The sequence below is a fragment of the Variovorax sp. GW821-FHT09B05 genome, assembly GCF_059418265.1.
Genome location: NZ_JBWKPN010000007.1, coordinates 105,658 through 121,389, shown reverse-complemented (window position 1 = coordinate 121,389; position 15,732 = coordinate 105,658). Strand labels below are relative to the sequence as shown.

Here is a 15,732-nt window from a genome sequence, read left to right as displayed (position 1 = left end):
GGAAATCAAGAGACATGGCCACCAACGACAACGACGCGATGGACGAAGGCGCGGACCGCTACAACGTGCCCGCGCTCGAGCGCGGACTGCGCGTGCTGTGCGAGTTCAGCCGCGAGAGCCGCACGCTCTCGGCGCCCGAGCTGGCGCGCCGCTTCGACCTGCCGCGCTCGACCGTGTTCCGCCTGCTCACCACGCTCGAGAACATGGGCTTCCTCGAGCGCGCCGAGGGCGGGCGCGACTACCGCCTGGGCCTGGCCGTGCTGCGCCTGGGCTTCGAATACCTGGCCTCGCTCGAGCTCACGCAGCTCGGCACGCCGCTGCTCAACCGCCTCTGCGAGGAGCTGCGCACGCCCTGCAACCTGGTGGTGCGCGACGGCCGCTCGATCGTCTACGTCGCCAAGGTCGCGCCGCCCACGCCCTTCGCGAGCTCGGTCACCGTGGGCACGCGGCTGCCGGCCCATGCCACGGTGCTGGGCCGCATCCTGCTGGAAGACCTGACCCTGCCGCAGCTGCGCGCCCTCTATCCCGAGGACAAGCTCGAGACCTTCTCGCCGAGCACGCCGAAGACCGTCAACGAGCTGTTCGACATGGTGCAGGCCGACCGCCAGCGCGGCTACGTGCTCGGCGAGGGCTTCTTCGAATCGAACATCTCGACCATCGCCGCGCCGGTGCGCGACCACGGCGGCCACATCGTGGCGGCGCTGGGCGCCACCATCACCTCGGGCCACATCGACGAGAACCGCATGGACGAGATGGTGCAGCGCGTGCGCGGCACGGCCGACGAGATCTCGGGCCTGCTCAACTACTCGCCCGCGCGCGCCGCCAAGGTGGTGCCGCTGCGCAGCGCCTGAGACCCATGGCTGCTTCCTCTTCCTCTTCCTTCTTCGCCGCCGATGCGCTGGCCGGCCGCGTGGCCGTGGTCACGGGCGGGTCGTCGGGCATCGGCCTGGCCACGGTCGAGCTGCTGCTGGCCTGCGGCGCCGCGGTCGCGCTGTGCGGCCGCAATGCCGAGCGGCTCGATGGCGCCGTGGCCGGCCTGCGCGCGCGCTTTCCCGAGGCGCGGCTGTTCGCGCAGCCCTGCGACGTGCTCGATGCCGCCGCGGTGCGCGCCTTCGCGGCCGCCAGCGAGGCCGCGCTCGGCCCGGCGTCGATGCTGGTCAACAACGCGGGGCAGGGCCGGGTCTCGACCTTCGCCGACACCGACGACGAGGCATGGACGCAGGAGCTGCACCTGAAGTTCTTCTCCGTGATCCATCCCACGCGCGCCTTCCTGCCGCAGCTCGCGGCGCAGCGCGCCGTGCTCGGCGATGCCGCCATCGTCTGCGCCAACTCGCTGCTGGCGCGCCAGCCCGAGCCGCACATGGTCGCGACCTCGGCCGCGCGCGCGGGCCTGCTGAACCTGGTGCGCTCGATGGCGACCGAGTTCGCGCCGCAGGGCGTGCGCGTCAACGGCATCCTGATCGGCCTGGTCGAGTCGGGCCAGTGGCGCCGCCGCTTCGAGGCGCGCGAAGACAAGTCGCAGGACTGGGGCGCCTGGAGCGGCCAGCTCGCCAAGACCAAACACATCCCGCTGGGTCGCCTGGGGCTTCCGACCGAAGCCGCGCGCGCGATTCTTTTCCTGGCCTCGCCGCTCGCGTCGTACACGACCGGCAGCCACATCGACATCTCCGGAGGCCACTCCCGCCATGCATAACCCCCAGAACAACAACAGCCCCGTGACCGTCGGCGCGGTCGTCGCCGCCTTCCTCGAGCAGTGCGGCGTCAAGGCCGCCTTCGGCGTGATCTCGATCCACAACATGCCGATCCTCGATGCCTTCGCGCAGCGCGGCACGATCCGCTTCGTCTCGGCGCGCGGCGAGGCCGGCGCGGGCAACATGGCCGACGCCTATGCACGCTCCACAGCGAGCCTGGGCGTGTGCATCACCAGCACCGGCCCGGCCGCGGGCAACATCGCGGGCAGCCTGGTCGAGGCGCTGACCGCCGGCGCGCCGCTCTTGCACATCACCGGGCAGATCGAGACGCCCTACCTCGACAAGGGCATGTCGTACATCCACGAGGCGCCCGACCAGCTCACCATGCTCAAGGCGGTGTCGAAAGCGGCGCTGCGCGTGCGCAGCGTCGAGACCGTGCTCGGCACGCTCAAGCGCGCGGTGCAGCTCGCGCTGACGGCGCCCACCGGCCCGGTCAGCGTGGAGATCCCGATCGACATCCAGTCGGCGCTGACCACCATGCCGGCCGACCTGTCGCCGCTGCCCATCGAGCGGCCCGTGCCCTCGGCGGCCGGGCTCGACGCGCTGGCCGCGCGGCTCGCCGCCGCGAAGCGTCCGCTGCTGTGGATCGGCGGCGGCGCGCGCCATGCCCGCGCCGCGATCCAGCGACTGCAGAAGCTGGGCTTCGGCGTGGTCACGACCACGCAGGGCCGCGGCACCGTGCCCGAGGACGATGCCGGCTCGCTCGGCGCCTACAACATCCAGAAGCCGGTCGAGGCCTTCTACCAGAGCTGCGATGCGCTGCTGGTCGTCGGCTCGCGGCTGCGCGGCAACGAGACGCTCAAGTACGAACTCAAGCTGCCGCGCCCGCTCTACCGCATCGATGCCGACGCGGCCGCCGAAGGCCGCTGCTATGCCTCCGAGGCCTTCGTCTGCGGCGACTCGGCGCTCGCGCTGGAGGGACTGGCCGATCGCCTCGAGGCGGCGGGCTACCGCGCCGATCCGCAACTGCTGGTCGACCTGCGTGCCGCGCACGAGCAGGCGGTGGCCACGCTGCGCGACGGCCTCGGGCCCTACGCCGAACTCGTGCGCCGCCTGCAGTCGGCGGCCGGCCGCCAGTTCAACTGGGTGCGCGACGTGACCGTCTCGAACAGCACCTGGGGCAACCGCGAGCTGCGCATCTTCGAACCGAGCGCCGGCGTGCATGCCACGGGCGGCGGCATCGGGCAGGGCATGCCGATGGCGATCGGCGCGGCCATCGGCGCCGCGGTCACCGGTTCGGGCCGCAAGACCTTCTGCCTGGCCGGCGACGGCGGCTTCATCCTCAACTTGGGCGAGCTGGCCTGCATGGTGCAGGAGAAGGCGCCGATGGCCATCGTGCTGATGAACGACCAGAGCTATGGCGTGATCAAGAACATCCAGGACGCGCAGTACGGCGGCCGCCAGTGCTATGCCGAGCTGCACACGCCCGACTACGAACTGCTGTGCCGGTCGATCGCGCTGCCGCATGCGCGCGTGAAGGACCTGGCCGAGCTGCCGGCGCGGCTCGACGAGGCGCTGTCCACCGACGGCCCCTTCCTGCTCGAGATCGACATGCTGTCGATCGGCGGCTTCAAGACCAGCTTCGCGGGCCCGCCGACCAACACGGTCACGCAGATTCCCGCGCTCGGCACGGCCAAGTGACAGCGAGCGAGACCCGATCCATGACCGCCCCCACGCGCATCGCCCTGGTCGGCTGCGGCGCCATCGGCACCGCGGTGCTCGAGCTGCTGCGCGACGACCCGGCCCTGAAGGTGACGACCGTCGTCGTGCCCGCCGAGGGCGCCGACGCCGCGCGCCGCGCCGCGCCCGATGCGCGGGTGCTCGCCGCGGTGCCGGCCGAAGGCATCGACCTCGTGGTCGAGACCGCGGGCCATGCGGCCATCGAGCAGCACGTGCTGCCGGCGCTGGAACGCGGCACGCCCTGCGTGGTCGCCTCGGTGGGCGCGCTGTCGGCGGCCGGCTTCGCCGAACGGCTCGAGGCCGCGGCGGTCGCGGGCCGCACCCAGGTGCAGCTGATCCCGGGCGCCATCGGCGCGATCGACGCGCTGGCCGCGGCCCGCATCGGCGGCCTGGCCAGCGTGCGCTACACCGGCCGCAAGCCGCCGAAGGCCTGGAAGGGCACGCCGGCCGAGCAGGGCCGCGACCTCGATGCGCTGGCGCAGGCCACCGTCATCTTCGAGGGCAGCGCGCGCGAGGCGGCCTTGCTCTTTCCGAAGAACGCCAACGTGGCGGCCACCGTCTCGCTCGCGGGGCTGGGGCTCGACCGCACGCAGGTGCGGCTGATCGCCGACCCGGCCACCGCCGAGAACGTGCACACCGTCGAAGCCGAGGGCGCCTTCGGCAGCTTCGAGCTGACCATGCGCAACAAGCCGCTCGCGGCCAATCCCAAGACCTCCGCGCTGACCGTCTACAGCGCAGTGCGCGCGCTGCGCAACCGCGTCGCGGCGCTCGCCATCTGAGCCACCCCATGATTTCTTCCGAACTTCTTCCGATCTGCATCGCCGGCGAATGGCGCCTGGGCGGTGGCGACATCTACGAAAGCCTGTACCCGGCCACGGGCGAACCGATCGCGCGCCTGCGCGCCGCGAGCCTGGCTGACGTCGAGGAGGCCATCGCGGGCGCCGACCGGGCCTTCCGCACCAGCGGCTGGGCCCAGCGCCTGCCGCACGAGCGCGCCACCGTGCTGCACCGCGTGGCGCAGCTGATCCGCGACGAGGCCGAGTCGCTGGCGCAGAAGCAGCGCCTCGACAACGGCAAGCCGATCAACGAGACGCGCAACCTCGTGGCGAGCGCCGCGGGCACCTTCCAGTTCTTCGCGGCCGCGCTCGAGACGCTCGAGGAAAGCATCACCCCGTCGCGCGGCGCCTTCGTCACGATGAGCGTGCACGAGCCCATGGGCGTGGTCGCGGCGATCACGCCGTGGAACTCGCCGATCGCGAGCGAGGCGCAGAAGCTCGCGCCCGCGCTGGCGGCCGGCAATGCCGTGGTGGTGAAGCCCGCCGAGGTCACGCCGCTGATGGCGCTCGAACTGGCGCGCATCTGCGAACAGGCCGGCGTGCCCAGGGGCATCGTCAGCGTGTTGCCGGGCCGCGGCTCGGTGATCGGCGATGCGATCACGAAGCATCCGCTGGTCAAGCGCGTGTCCTTCACCGGTGGCACCACCACCGGCCGGCACATCGCCCACATCGCGGCCGACAAGATGATGCCGGTGTCGCTCGAGCTCGGCGGCAAGTCGCCGACCATGGTGCTCGAGGACGCGGACCTCGACCATGCGGTCAACGGCGTGCTCTACGGCATCTTCAGCTCGTCGGGCGAATCGTGCATCGCGGGCTCGCGGCTGTTCGTGGCGCGCGGCATCTACGACGAGTTCCTCACGCGGCTGGCCGAGGGCGCGAACGCGCTGCGCGTGGGCGACCCGGCCTCGGAGCGCACGCAGATGGGCCCGCTGATCACGGCGAAGCACCGCGAGGGCATCGAGCGCTACGTCGAGCTCGGCGTGTCCGAGGGCGGCCGCATCCGCACCGGCGGCGTGCGCCCGCAGGGCGCCGGCTACGACAGCGGCTACTTCTATCGGCCGACCATCATCGAAGGCCTGGACAACGGCGCGCGCACCAGCCAGGAGGAGATCTTCGGCCCGGTGCTGGTCGCGATGCCCTTCGACGACGAAGCCTCGCTGATCGCGCAGGCCAACGACAGCGTCTATGCGCTGGCCGCGGGCGTCTGGAGCCGCGACTTCAAGCGCGCCTGGAAGCTGGGCCGCGCGGTGCAGGCCGGCACGGTCTGGGTCAACACCTACAAGCAGTTCTCGGTCTCCACGCCCTTCGGCGGCTGGCGCGACAGCGGCCTGGGCCGCGAGAAGGGCCGCGAAGGCATCTTCCAGTACATGGAGCAGAAGAGCATGTACTGGGGCACCAACGAACAACCGCTCGCGTGGGCGAACTGAACAGGGCCACACCATGAGCGTTCTAGGCATCGACCAGATCACCTACGGGGCGGACGACCTGCCCACCTGCCGCCGCTTCTTCGAGGACTGGGGCCTCGCGCTGAAGTCCGAGGCGCCCGGCGAACTCGTCTTCGAGTGCCTCAACGGCTGCCGGGTCGTCGTTGCGGCGTTGGACGACGCGAACCTGCCGCCCGCGATGGAGGAGGGCCCGACCCTGCGCGAAGTGGTGTGGGGCGTGGAGAGCGAGGCCGACCTCGAGCGCTATGCCACCGCCATCGCGAACGATCCGGGCTTCCTCGACGCCAGCATCGATGGCGCGCGCCGCATCGGCTGCATCGATCCCAACGGCCTGGCCGTGCGCCTGCAGGTGAGCCGCAAGCATGCCGTCGAGGTCGACTGCGGCGCGATGAACACCTGGAACGCCAAGCCGCGCCTCAACCAGCCCGCGCCGATCTACGAGCGCGCGACGCCGATCGAGGTCGGCCACGTGGTGTTCTTCGTCGGCGACGTGAAGGCCACGAGCGCCTTCTATGCCGAGCGCTTCGGCTTCGTCGGCTCCGACAGCTATCCCAACCGCGGCGCCTTCATGCGCTGCGCTCCCGACGGCGGCCACCACGACCTGTTCCTGCTGCAGATCCCCTCGGGCAAGCGCGGGCTCAACCACGTGGCCTTCACGGTGCGCGACATCCACGAGGTGTTCGGCGGCGGGCTGCACTTCTCGCGCCAGGGCTGGGACACGCAGCTCGGTCCGGGCCGGCACCCGGTCTCCTCGGCCTACTTCTGGTACTTCAGGAACCCGGCCGGCGGCCTGATCGAGTACTACGCCGACGAGGACCAGCTCACGGCCGAGTGGCAGCCGCGCGAGTTCGAGCCGGGGCCGACGGTGTTCGCCGAATGGGCGGTCGATGGCGGCCTCGACGGCCACACGCGGCGCCAGAAGAACGCGGAGGGGCCGAAGGGCGCCTTCCTCACCGAGAAGAAATAACGGTTCCGATCACCATGCAACGACGCTTCTGTTTCTCCCTCCTGTTCGCATCACTGGCCGCCATCGCCTTGCCCGCGGCTGCGCAAAGCGATGTGCACAAACAGCTCGCCGCCGAGCGCTTCACCATCGTCTCGCCGTTCCCGCCGGGCGGGCCGGTCGACACGCTGGCGCGCGTGCTGTCCGACGGCCTCGCCAAGCGCTATGGGCAGGCGGCCGTGGTCGACAACCAGGTCGGCGCGGCCGGCAACATCGGCATGGAGAAGGTCAAGCGCGCCAAGGGCGACGGCCACACGCTGCTGGTGATCCCGGCCGGCAACGTCACGATCAATCCCACGCTGATGCCGAACTTCCCGTTCGACATGCAGAAGGACTTCGTGCCGATCACCATGCTGGCCAAGGCGCCCAACGTGCTGGTGGCATCGCCGGCCTCGGGCATCAGGAGCGTGAAGGAGCTGGTGGCGCAGGCCAAGGCCAAGCCCGGCACGCTGTCGTACGCCTCGCCGGGCGTGGGCAGCGGGCTGCACCTGGCGGGCGAGCTGTTCAAGCAGCAGGCCGGCATCGACCTGCTGCACGTGCCCTACAAGGGCACGCCACCCGCGCTCAACGACGTGCTCGGCGGCTCGGTGCCGCTGATGTTCAGCAACCTGCCCGCGACCCTGCCGTTCATCGGCAACGGCAAGCTGATCGCGCTCGGCGTGACCGAGGCCGTGCGCAGCCCCGCCGCGCCCGACATCCCCACCTTGGCGGAGCAGGGGATCCAGGGCGTGGCCGTGACCTCGTGGTACGGCCTGATGGCGCCGCGCGGCACGCCGGCGGCGGTGGTCGACCAGCTCGCGAAGGACGCGGCCGAGATGCTGGCCCAGCCCGAGGTGCGCGAGCGCCTGAAGGCGCAGGGCATGACCGGCGCCGCGATGAAGCCGGCCGAGTTCGCCGCGCACATCCGCGACGAGACGGCCGTCTGGGCCCGGATAGTCAAGGCGCGAAACATAGTGGCCGAGTAAGCCGCGAACAAGAGAGAAGAGACACAGACCCATGAACACCAGCGAATCCACCATCGGCATCGTCGGCGCCGGCATCGGCGGCCTGGCCGCCGCCATCGCGCTGCGCCGCGCCGGCCACGACGTGGTCGTGTTCGAGCAGGCGAAGCAGTTCGCGCGCGTCGGCGCCGACATCAACCTCACGCCCAACGCGGTGCGCGCGCTCGACGGCCTCGGCGTCGGCGAGGCGGCCCGCGTGACCGCGGCGCGGCCCTCGCACCGCATCAGCCGCACCTACGACAGCGGCGCGGAGACCTCGCGCCTCGAGATGGCCGAATCGGCCGAGGCACGCTATGGCGCGCCGCAGCTCACGATCCACCGCGCCGACCTGCTGGCCGCGCTGGCCCAGATGTTCCCGGCCGAGCGCGTGGCATTGGCCAGGCGCGCCGAGCGCATCGCGGCCGACGAGGACGGCGTGACGATCTCCTTCACCGACGGCAGCGAGGCCCGCGTGGGCGCGCTGATCGGCGCCGACGGCATCCACTCCTGCGTGCGCAATGCGATGTTCGGCGCCGAGAGCCCGCGCTTCACCGGCATCGTGGCCTACCGCGCCGTGGTGCCCGCTGAACGCGTGGCCGGCCTGCCGAACCTCGGCGCCTTCACCAAGTGGTGGGGGCCGAATCCGCAGAGCCAGATCGTCACCTTCCCGCTCAACCGCGGCAAGGACATCTTCATCTTCGCGACCACGCCGCAGGACAGCTGGCAGCTCGAGTCCTGGACCGCGCCCGGCGACGTGGACGAGCTGCGCGCGCAGTACACGGCCTACCACCCCGAGGCGCGCGCGCTGCTCGATGCCTGCGACACGGTGCTCAAGACCGCGCTCTACGAACGCGACCCGATGCCCGCCTGGGCGCAGGGTCGCATGGCGCTGATCGGCGATGCCGCGCACCCGATGCTGCCGTTCATGGCGCAGGGCGCGGGCATGGCGATCGAGGATGCGGTGGTGCTCGCGCGCCATCTCGAGGGCGTGGCGATGGACGGCGTCGCCGCCGCGCTGGCCGACTTCGAGACCGCCCGCATCGAGCGCGCCAGCCAGGTGCAGCTCGGCTCGCGCGGCAACAACTGGCTGCGCGAGGGCGGCAACGCCGACTGGGTCTACGGCTACGACGCCTGGACCGCGCCGCTGGCGACGCCCGCGATGGCCTCGATGGCCTCGATGGCCGCGACCGTTTGAAGAATTCCACCTCACCCACGGAGGACCCCATGCCACAAGACCGCTACCTGCAACCGCACCAGGCGCGCCAGCGCCCGGCCACCACCTACGAAGACCTGCTGGGCGACGTGATCGAGCGCGCCTTCGCCGACGGCATCCACGACCTGCCGGGCCTGGTGCAGCGGCTCAACGACAGCGGCCTGGCCACGCCCGGCGGCCTGGCCTGGACCGAGGCGCTGTACCGCAAGGAAATGGCCACGCTGGCCGGCTGAGGAGACACCCATGAGCATCGCCATCCAACCCGTTCCCGCCGACCCGGTCGACCACCTGCTCGAGATCGGCCTCAAGGACCTCTGGTATCCGATCTGCCCCTCGCACTTCATCAAGGAGAACCCCGTCTCGCTGCGCCGCCTGGGCCGCAAGCTCGCGCTGTGGCGCGACGGCGAGGGCGTGCTGCATGCGCTCGAGGACCGCTGCCCGCACCGCGGCGCGCCGCTGTCGCAGGGCGTGGTGCTCGGCGACCGGCTCTCCTGCCCCTACCACGGCGTGGAGGTGCGGCACGACGGCGTGGTCACGCGCGTGCCCGGCAGCCCGGGCTGCAAGCTCGAGGGCTCGAAGGCCACGCGGCACTTCCACGTGCAGGAGCGCGCCGGGGCCGTGTTCCTCTACAACGCGAAGGAGCCGGTCGACGTGCCGCCGCCGCTGGTGCTGCCCGAGCAACTGACCGACGACGCCGAGTATTCGAGCTTCCTCTGCTACACCGAGTGGAAGGGCGACTACCGCTACGTGCTCGACAACGTGATGGACCCGATGCACGGCACCTACCTGCACAAGCAGTCGCACTCGATGGCCGAGGGCGACTCGAGCGCCAAGTTCGGCATCCGGCCGACCGACATCGGCTTCGTGTTCGAGAAGGAAGGCCAGCGCAACGTCAACTTCGACTGGACCGAATGGGCCGACACCGGCATCCACTGGATGCGGCTGGAGATCCCGTATCCGAAGACCGGCGGCCCCGGCGGCAACTTCATCATCGTCGGCGCCTTCGCGCCGATCGTGAAGGGCATGACCGCCACCTTCTTCTGGCGCGTGCGCAAGCTGGCGCCGGGCTGGCAGCGCGACACCTGGCGCTTCCTCTACCGCAACCGGCTCGAGGCGCGCCACTGGCACGTGCTCGAGCAGGACCGCGTGATGCTCGAGGAGATGGAGGCCGACGCCAACCAGCACGAGAACCTCTATCAGCACGACCTGGGCATCGTGCGGCTGCGCCGCCACATGCGCAACCTGGCGGTGGCGCAGCTCGCGCAAGCGGCCGAGCCGGTCACCGCCTGAGCGAGGAAGCCATCGCCATGTCTTCTCCCACGCTGAACGCCCTCGTGCACACGATGCGCTACGAGGCCGACGGCATCGTGAGCGTCGAGTTCCGGCCGGCCACGCCCGCGGTGGACTTTCCCGCCTTCGAGGCCGGCTCGCACATCGACCTGCACCTGCCCAACGGCCTGGTGCGCAGCTACTCGCTGTGCAACCCGGCCAGCGACCGCCAGCGCTACGTGGTGGGCGTGCTCAACGACCGCAAGAGCCGCGGCGGCTCGCGCTACGTGCACCAGCAGCTGCGCGTGGGCATGACCCTGCCGATCTCGGCGCCGCGCAACAACTTCGCGCTCGAGGAGGATGCTCGGCGCTCGGTGCTGGTGGCCGGCGGCATCGGCGTCACTCCCATCTGGTGCATGCTTCAGCGGCTCGCGTCGCTCGGGCGGCCGGTCGAGCTGGTCTATTGCGCGCGCAGCCGCAAGGAAGCGGCCTTCGTCGAGGCCATCGAGGCGCTGGCGCGCGAGAAGGCCATCGAACTGAGCTGGCACTTCGACGACGAGCAGGGCGCGCCGCCCGATCTCGCGAAGCTGCTGGCCGGGCGCGGCACCGACAGCCACTACTACTGCTGCGGGCCCACGCCGATGCTCGATGCCTTCGAACGCAGCTGCGAGCAGCTCGCCTGTGCCAACGTGCACATCGAGCGTTTCGCCGCCGTGCACGTGGAGGCACCGGCCGCGACGCAGGGCTGCGTGGTGGCCTGCGCGAAGAGCGGGCGCGAGATCGAGGTGCCCGCGGGCAAGTCGATCCTCGACAGCCTGATCGATGCCGGCCTCGACCCCGACCACAGCTGCAAGGAAGGCGTCTGCGGCGCCTGCGAGACGGCCGTGCTCGAAGGCGAGATCGACCACCACGACGGCATCCTCACCAAGGCCGAACGCGCGGCCAACAAGACCATGATGATCTGCGTGTCGCGCTGCAAGAGCGCGCGCCTGGTGCTCGATATCTGATTCCCCTCCCAGGCCTCAGGCCAGAAGAAAAACCACCCGAGACATTCCATGAAAAAGTACTTGCTCACGCTGGTTTCGATCAGCGCGGCTGGCGGAGCGCTGGCCCAATCCTCCCTCACGATCTTCGGCGTGGTCGATGCCGCCGTCACCTACACGCGCGGCAGCGGGCCCGGCGCGGGCAGCAAGACGCAGCTCACGAACAGCGGCAACATGTTCAGCCGGCTCGGCTTTCGCGGCACCGAGGACCTCGGCGGCGGGCTGTCGGCGAGCTTCTGGCTCGAGATGGGGCTGCAGAACGACAGCGCGCTGGGCTTCCCCTCGAACTCGAACAACCAGGCCAGCGGCAACGGCACGCCCGGCGTGCTGAGCTTCAACCGCCGCGCCACCGTGAGCTTCGCGGGGCCGTTCGGCGAGATCCGCCTGGGCCGCGACTACGTGCCGGCGTTCTGGAACACCGCGATCTACGACCCCTTCGGCACCGGCGGCGGCATCGGCGCCAACCAGCTCTACTTCTCGGGGCTGGGTGGCCTGACGGCGCCGACCGGCACGCGCGCTTCGAACAGCGTGGGCTACCTGCTGCCGGGCGGCCTCGGCGGCTTCTACGGCCAGGTGATGTACGCGATGGGCGAGAACGAGTCGACCTCGGTGCTGCCGGGCACGCTGGTGTCGAACAAGCGCGACGGCAACCACGCCGGCCTGCGCGTGGGCTATGCCGACGGCGGCTTCAACATCGCGTTGGCGACCGGCAGGACGCGCTACGCGAGCGGCGACCTGCGCGTGACCAACCTCGGCGCCTCCTACACCTTCGGCCCGTCGCTGATGAATTTCAAGCTCACGGGCGAGCTCTACGGCGAGTCGAAGGGCTCCACCGATGCCAAGGGCGCGCTGATCGGCTTCCACCTGCCGATCGGGCCCGGCGAGATCAAGGGCTCGTACGCGCGCTACCGGCTCGAGCCCTTCGGCGCGCTGCGCAATCCCACCTCGTCGAAGCTCGCGCTGGGCTACGTGCACAACCTGTCGAAGCGCACCGCGCTCTATGCGACCGTGGCGCGCATCAGCAACAGCAACGGCGCGGCCGCGGCCCTCACGGGCGCGATCACGGCGCCGAACCGGTCCTCGAGCGGCACCGAGTTCGGCATGCGCCACATGTTCTGAGAGGGCGAACGCGCCCGGAAAGTCCCATGCGAAGCCAGAGCAAGAACCTCCGCTGGTACGGCGTGATCACGCTGTTCCTGATCGTCGCGATCTCCTACGTGGACCGCATCAACATCGCGGTGCTGATCACCGACGCCGACTTCCTGCGCCACGTGGGTCTCGCGCCGGACGACCGGGTGCGCCAGGGCTTCCTGGCGACGGCCTTCATGCTGGGCTACGGCATCTCGGCCTTCGTGCTCACGCCGTTCTGCTCGGCGCTGTTCGGCGTGCGGCGCAGCCTGATCTTCGGGCTGGTGCTCTGGGGCGTGGTGACCTGGGCCTCGCCGCTGTTCCACAGCTACGGGCTGCTGCTGGCCTCGCGCGTGCTGCTGGGCGTATCGGAAGGGCCGCTGTTCTCGCTGGCCTCGTCGTACATCAAGGCGCATTTCCGCGGCGACGAGAACGGCAAGCCCAACGCGATCGTCAACATGGGCACCGGGCTCGGGCTGGCGCTGGGCTTCCCGCTCGTGGGCTGGCTGCTCGCGCAGTACGCCTGGGACACCTCGTTCCACGTGCTGGGCGTGCTCAACATCGTGCTGGGCATTCCGCTGGTGCTGGCCTTCGTGCGCATGCCGGCGGGGCAGGGCGACGCGATAGCTCCGAAGTCCTTCGGCGACGCGATGGCGCGCGTGGGCGGCATCGTGAAGGGCGCGCTGCAGACGCGCCACCTGTTCCTGATCACGCTGCTGACCTCGGCCGCGCTGGCCTACCTTTGGGGCAGCAGCAACTGGCTGCCGACCTACCTGCGCGAGGCGCGCGGCTTCTCGCTGCGCGAGATGGGCTGGCTGGCCTCGCTGCCGCAGTACGCGACCGTGCTCGCGGTGTTCGTGGGCGGCGTGCTGGTCGACCGGCTGGGCCGCGCGCGCGTGCCCTTCATCTTCATGGGCGCCAGCGCGGGCGTGGCGCTGTCGGTGCTGCTGGCGATCAGCGCGCACGATCCCTACGTGGCGGCCTGCTGCCTGGTGGCGGCGAATTTCTTCTGGGGCCTGCAGAGCCCGGCGATCCCGAGCACGGTGCAGCACTGCGCGCGGCCCGAGCACACGGCCAGCGCCTTCGGCGTGACCAACGGCGTGGGCAGCCTGGTGGCGGGCTTCATGCCGGTGCTGATGGGCGGGGTGATCGGCGCGCTCTCGTCGGCCGGCGCGGCGGGCCATGGCGCCGGCGGCGGATCGGCGGGGGGCTTCTTCGCGGGCTTCGCGCTGCTGATCGGCACCCAGGTGGTGGTGTTCGGCTGCGGGCTGGCGCTGTGGCGGCGCGACCGCGCGCCGGAGGCGGCCGGCCGCGCGGAGGCCGTGCCCCGGGTGTCCTAGTTCATCAGGGCGCGACGCTCGCGCCCTCGATGCCGTGGCGCTGCAGCGCCTCGGCCACGAAGCCGCTGGCCTTCATCTCCTCGACGAAGGCCGCGAGCAGGGCCTGGGCCTCGGCGCCGCGGCTGGCCGGCGTGCCCATGGCCTGCTGGATCACCATGAAGCGGCCCGGCAGCAGGCGCACGCCCGAGGAGCGCTGCGCCTCGGTCTCGAGCAACTGGCGGATGCCGGCGGCCACGTCGACCTGGCCCGCGCGCAGCGCCGAGAGCACGGCCTGCGCGCCCTGCACGCGCACCAGCTCGGCCTGGTGGATCTCGCGCGTGAGGAACAGGTCGTAGGCGCTGCCCGCGCCGACCGCGATGCGGTGGCCGGGGGTGTCGACCTCGGCGTTGTCCTGCAGCTCGGAGCCGTCGCGCACCAGGTAGCTGCCCTCGATCAGCACGTAGGGCGCGGTGAAGCGCAGGCCCTCGCTGCGCGCCGGGTCGATCGCGAAGAAGCCGATGTCGGCGCGCTCGGCCCGGACCGCGTCGACCGAGGCCGCGGCCTTGTCGAACACCACCAGCTCGACGCCCACGCCGAGGCGGCGCGCGAACTCGTGGGCCAGGTCGATCGACACGCCGACCGGCTGGTAGCTCACCGGGTGCTTGTTGGCGAGGATCGGGTTGCCGAGGTTGATCGAGGCGCGCAGCGTGCCGCTGGGCGCGAAGGCGGTGACGAGGGCGGGGGAGATCTGGGTCATGGCAGTCCGTCGGAGGGAGGCGCGCGAGCGGCCGGCGCGGCCCTGGAGTTTACGGGCGCGGCGCCGGGCCCGCCGGTCGCCCGCCGTCCGGCGCGCCCGGGCGGCCGAAATTCCTACTTGGGCTGAAGGTTCTCGCTCACCGGATATTCAGCCCTATCGCGTAGGCTCGCTGCATCCGAAAAAAAATACCGAGGCTGTCGCCCATCGTGCCGATCTCCACCTTTCTCGTCGAAGACAACCCCCTCATCCGCCACAACCTGATCGCCGCCATGGAGGACGAAGCCGACATCCTGCTGGTGGGCACGGCCGCCACCGAGGCCGAGGCCATCGAGCGGCTCGACGCTTGCGATCCGCCCTGGGAGCTGCTGGTGGTCGACCTGTTCCTCGAGGAAGGCTCGGGCCTCGGGATCGTCAAGCGCTACCGCGAGCGCCGCGCCGGCCAGCGCGTGGTGGTGCTGACCAACTACGGCACCGACGACATCGCGGGCTGGGCGCGCGAGCTCGGCGCCGACGCGGTGTTCGACAAGTCGGCCGGGCTCGACGACTTCTTCTCGTTCTGCGCCGGACTCGGGGCCGAGGCCCCGGGCGCGCGCTGATGGCGGCGCCCGGACCGGCCGCCTCGGCCGCGCTGCAGCCGCTGCGCGAGGCCACGCGCGAACTGCACCATGCGCTCGACAGCCGGCTGCGCATTGGCGGCGAGGACGCCACGCTGGCCGACTATGCCGAGCACCTGCGCGCGCTGCGGCCCTGGCTGGGGGCCGTGCGGAGCGCGCTGGCGGCCTCGGGCGTCGCGGCGCTCGAGGCGGTGGCGCGGCAGCTCGCGCTGCGCCTCGAGGCGCTCGAACTCGACCTGCGCGATCTGCGCGATGCGCAGGCGGCCGGGCCGGCCACGCCGCCCGCCCTGCCGGCCTGCGCGGCGCTCGCCGCGCAGGCCGCCGACCCCGGCTTCGCCTGGGGCCTGGCCTACGTGGTCGAAGGCTCGCGGCTCGGCGGCAGCGTGATGCACCGCCGGCTGGCGCCGCGGCTCGCGCCGCATCCGATGCGCTACTTCGCGCCCGTCGGTGCCGAGGACGGCACGCCCGCGCACTGGCGCCGCTTCGTCGCCCAGCTCGGCGAGGCGCTGCGCGACCGCGCGGCCGTGCAGTCGGCGCAGCGCGGCGCGGTGGCGGGCTTCGAGGCGCTGATGCCGTGCTTCGGCCTCGCGCGCGACGGCGGAACCGCGCCGTCCCCAAGCCGCGCCGCCAGCCTGCATGCCGGGTAGGAATCGGCCGACGAAGCGGCCCCCGGGGCCGCTGGCATGATCGATCC

Annotated in this window: 16 protein-coding genes; 15 read left to right on the top strand and 1 reads right to left on the bottom strand. The window is 71.3% G+C overall.

Annotated elements, in window-relative coordinates; translation table 11 throughout:
- Positions 1-14: 14 nt before the first annotated feature.
- Genes AC07RM_RS19525 through AC07RM_RS19465 form a run of 13 tightly spaced genes read left to right on the top strand, consistent with a single transcriptional unit; the run spans position 15 to position 13,688 of the window.
- Entirely contained in the window at positions 15-851 is an 837-nt protein-coding gene (locus AC07RM_RS19525; RefSeq protein WP_093344539.1) for an IclR family transcriptional regulator, read from the top strand.
- A 5-nt stretch (positions 852-856) separates the two neighbouring features.
- Positions 857-1,693: an SDR family oxidoreductase gene (locus tag AC07RM_RS19520; protein WP_495335559.1), complete on the top strand. Its 837-nt coding sequence runs from the start codon at positions 857-859 to the stop codon at positions 1,691-1,693.
- Positions 1,686-3,392 carry a thiamine pyrophosphate-binding protein gene (locus AC07RM_RS19515; RefSeq protein WP_057595706.1) on the top strand — a complete coding sequence of 569 codons (1,707 nt, stop codon included), beginning with the start codon at positions 1,686-1,688 and terminating at the stop codon, positions 3,390-3,392. Before AC07RM_RS19520 ends, AC07RM_RS19515 begins: the two co-directional genes overlap by 8 nt.
- A 20-nt stretch (positions 3,393-3,412) precedes the next feature.
- Positions 3,413-4,210, top strand: coding sequence for an aspartate dehydrogenase (locus tag AC07RM_RS19510; protein WP_495335558.1), 798 nt, complete (start codon positions 3,413-3,415; stop codon positions 4,208-4,210).
- 8 nt (positions 4,211-4,218) lie between these two features.
- Positions 4,219-5,694 (top strand): aldehyde dehydrogenase, encoded by a 1,476-nt coding sequence (locus AC07RM_RS19505; protein ID WP_296793274.1) that lies wholly within the window; start codon positions 4,219-4,221, stop codon positions 5,692-5,694.
- Positions 5,695-5,707: 13 nt separating this feature from the next.
- The gene (locus AC07RM_RS19500; RefSeq protein ID WP_495335557.1) at positions 5,708-6,679 is read left to right on the top strand and encodes a VOC family protein; all 972 of its coding nucleotides are present in this window, start codon (positions 5,708-5,710) and stop codon (positions 6,677-6,679) included.
- A gap of 14 nt (positions 6,680-6,693) precedes the next feature.
- A complete protein-coding gene (locus tag AC07RM_RS19495) occupies positions 6,694-7,680 on the top strand; it encodes a Bug family tripartite tricarboxylate transporter substrate binding protein (protein ID WP_495335556.1) in 987 nt (328 codons plus the stop codon).
- Between the two features lie 31 nt (positions 7,681-7,711).
- The gene (locus AC07RM_RS19490) at positions 7,712-8,890 is read left to right on the top strand and encodes an FAD-dependent monooxygenase (RefSeq protein WP_495335555.1); all 1,179 of its coding nucleotides are present in this window, start codon (positions 7,712-7,714) and stop codon (positions 8,888-8,890) included.
- A 29-nt stretch (positions 8,891-8,919) separates the two neighbouring features.
- Positions 8,920-9,141 carry a recombinase-like helix-turn-helix domain-containing protein gene (locus AC07RM_RS19485; RefSeq protein ID WP_057595700.1) on the top strand — a complete coding sequence of 74 codons (222 nt, stop codon included), beginning with the start codon at positions 8,920-8,922 and terminating at the stop codon, positions 9,139-9,141.
- A gap of 10 nt (positions 9,142-9,151) precedes the next feature.
- Positions 9,152-10,198, top strand: coding sequence for a Rieske 2Fe-2S domain-containing protein (locus tag AC07RM_RS19480; protein ID WP_495335554.1), 1,047 nt, complete (start codon positions 9,152-9,154; stop codon positions 10,196-10,198).
- Positions 10,199-10,215: 17 nt separating this feature from the next.
- Positions 10,216-11,184, top strand: a complete 969-nt coding sequence (locus AC07RM_RS19475) for a PDR/VanB family oxidoreductase (RefSeq protein WP_495335553.1) — start codon at positions 10,216-10,218, stop codon at positions 11,182-11,184.
- A gap of 48 nt (positions 11,185-11,232) precedes the next feature.
- On the top strand, positions 11,233-12,339 hold the full coding sequence (locus AC07RM_RS19470; RefSeq protein ID WP_495335552.1) for a porin: 1,107 nt from the start codon (positions 11,233-11,235) through the stop codon (positions 12,337-12,339).
- A 26-nt stretch (positions 12,340-12,365) separates the two neighbouring features.
- On the top strand, positions 12,366-13,688 hold the full coding sequence (locus AC07RM_RS19465) for an MFS transporter (RefSeq protein ID WP_495335551.1): 1,323 nt from the start codon (positions 12,366-12,368) through the stop codon (positions 13,686-13,688).
- Between the two features lie 4 nt (positions 13,689-13,692).
- Here the strand turns inward: AC07RM_RS19465 and AC07RM_RS19460 are convergent, their stop codons facing one another.
- Positions 13,693-14,424, bottom strand: coding sequence for an ABC transporter substrate-binding protein (locus AC07RM_RS19460; RefSeq protein ID WP_093344510.1), 732 nt, complete (start codon positions 14,422-14,424; stop codon positions 13,693-13,695).
- 206 nt (positions 14,425-14,630) lie between these two features.
- Here AC07RM_RS19460 and AC07RM_RS19455 point away from each other — a divergent pair, with 206 nt between their 5' ends.
- Positions 14,631-15,020: a response regulator gene (locus AC07RM_RS19455; RefSeq protein WP_093344508.1), complete on the top strand. Its 390-nt coding sequence runs from the start codon at positions 14,631-14,633 to the stop codon at positions 15,018-15,020.
- Positions 15,020-15,685, top strand: coding sequence for a biliverdin-producing heme oxygenase (locus AC07RM_RS19450; RefSeq protein WP_495335550.1), 666 nt, complete (start codon positions 15,020-15,022; stop codon positions 15,683-15,685). The genes AC07RM_RS19455 and AC07RM_RS19450 overlap by 1 nt, the downstream gene beginning before the upstream one ends.
- Positions 15,686-15,732: the final 47 nt, after the last annotated feature.

Excerpts from the sequence above, each read along its gene's own strand:
- AC07RM_RS19525 (WP_093344539.1), top strand. The coding sequence starts at position 15 with ATGGCCACCAACGACAACGACGCGATGGACGAAGGCGCGGACCGCTAC.
- AC07RM_RS19520 (WP_495335559.1), top strand. The coding sequence starts at position 857 with ATGGCTGCTTCCTCTTCCTCTTCCTTCTTCGCCGCCGATGCGCTGGCC.
- AC07RM_RS19515 (WP_057595706.1), top strand. The coding sequence starts at position 1,686 with ATGCATAACCCCCAGAACAACAACAGCCCCGTGACCGTCGGCGCGGTC.
- AC07RM_RS19510 (WP_495335558.1), top strand. The coding sequence starts at position 3,413 with ATGACCGCCCCCACGCGCATCGCCCTGGTCGGCTGCGGCGCCATCGGC.
- AC07RM_RS19505 (WP_296793274.1), top strand. The coding sequence starts at position 4,219 with ATGATTTCTTCCGAACTTCTTCCGATCTGCATCGCCGGCGAATGGCGC.
- AC07RM_RS19500 (WP_495335557.1), top strand. The coding sequence starts at position 5,708 with ATGAGCGTTCTAGGCATCGACCAGATCACCTACGGGGCGGACGACCTG.
- AC07RM_RS19495 (WP_495335556.1), top strand. The coding sequence starts at position 6,694 with ATGCAACGACGCTTCTGTTTCTCCCTCCTGTTCGCATCACTGGCCGCC.
- AC07RM_RS19490 (WP_495335555.1), top strand. The coding sequence starts at position 7,712 with ATGAACACCAGCGAATCCACCATCGGCATCGTCGGCGCCGGCATCGGC.
- AC07RM_RS19485 (WP_057595700.1), top strand. The coding sequence starts at position 8,920 with ATGCCACAAGACCGCTACCTGCAACCGCACCAGGCGCGCCAGCGCCCG.
- AC07RM_RS19480 (WP_495335554.1), top strand. The coding sequence starts at position 9,152 with ATGAGCATCGCCATCCAACCCGTTCCCGCCGACCCGGTCGACCACCTG.
- AC07RM_RS19475 (WP_495335553.1), top strand. The coding sequence starts at position 10,216 with ATGTCTTCTCCCACGCTGAACGCCCTCGTGCACACGATGCGCTACGAG.
- AC07RM_RS19470 (WP_495335552.1), top strand. The coding sequence starts at position 11,233 with ATGAAAAAGTACTTGCTCACGCTGGTTTCGATCAGCGCGGCTGGCGGA.
- AC07RM_RS19465 (WP_495335551.1), top strand. The coding sequence starts at position 12,366 with ATGCGAAGCCAGAGCAAGAACCTCCGCTGGTACGGCGTGATCACGCTG.
- AC07RM_RS19460 (WP_093344510.1), bottom strand. The coding sequence starts at position 14,424 with ATGACCCAGATCTCCCCCGCCCTCGTCACCGCCTTCGCGCCCAGCGGC.
- AC07RM_RS19450 (WP_495335550.1), top strand. The coding sequence starts at position 15,020 with ATGGCGGCGCCCGGACCGGCCGCCTCGGCCGCGCTGCAGCCGCTGCGC.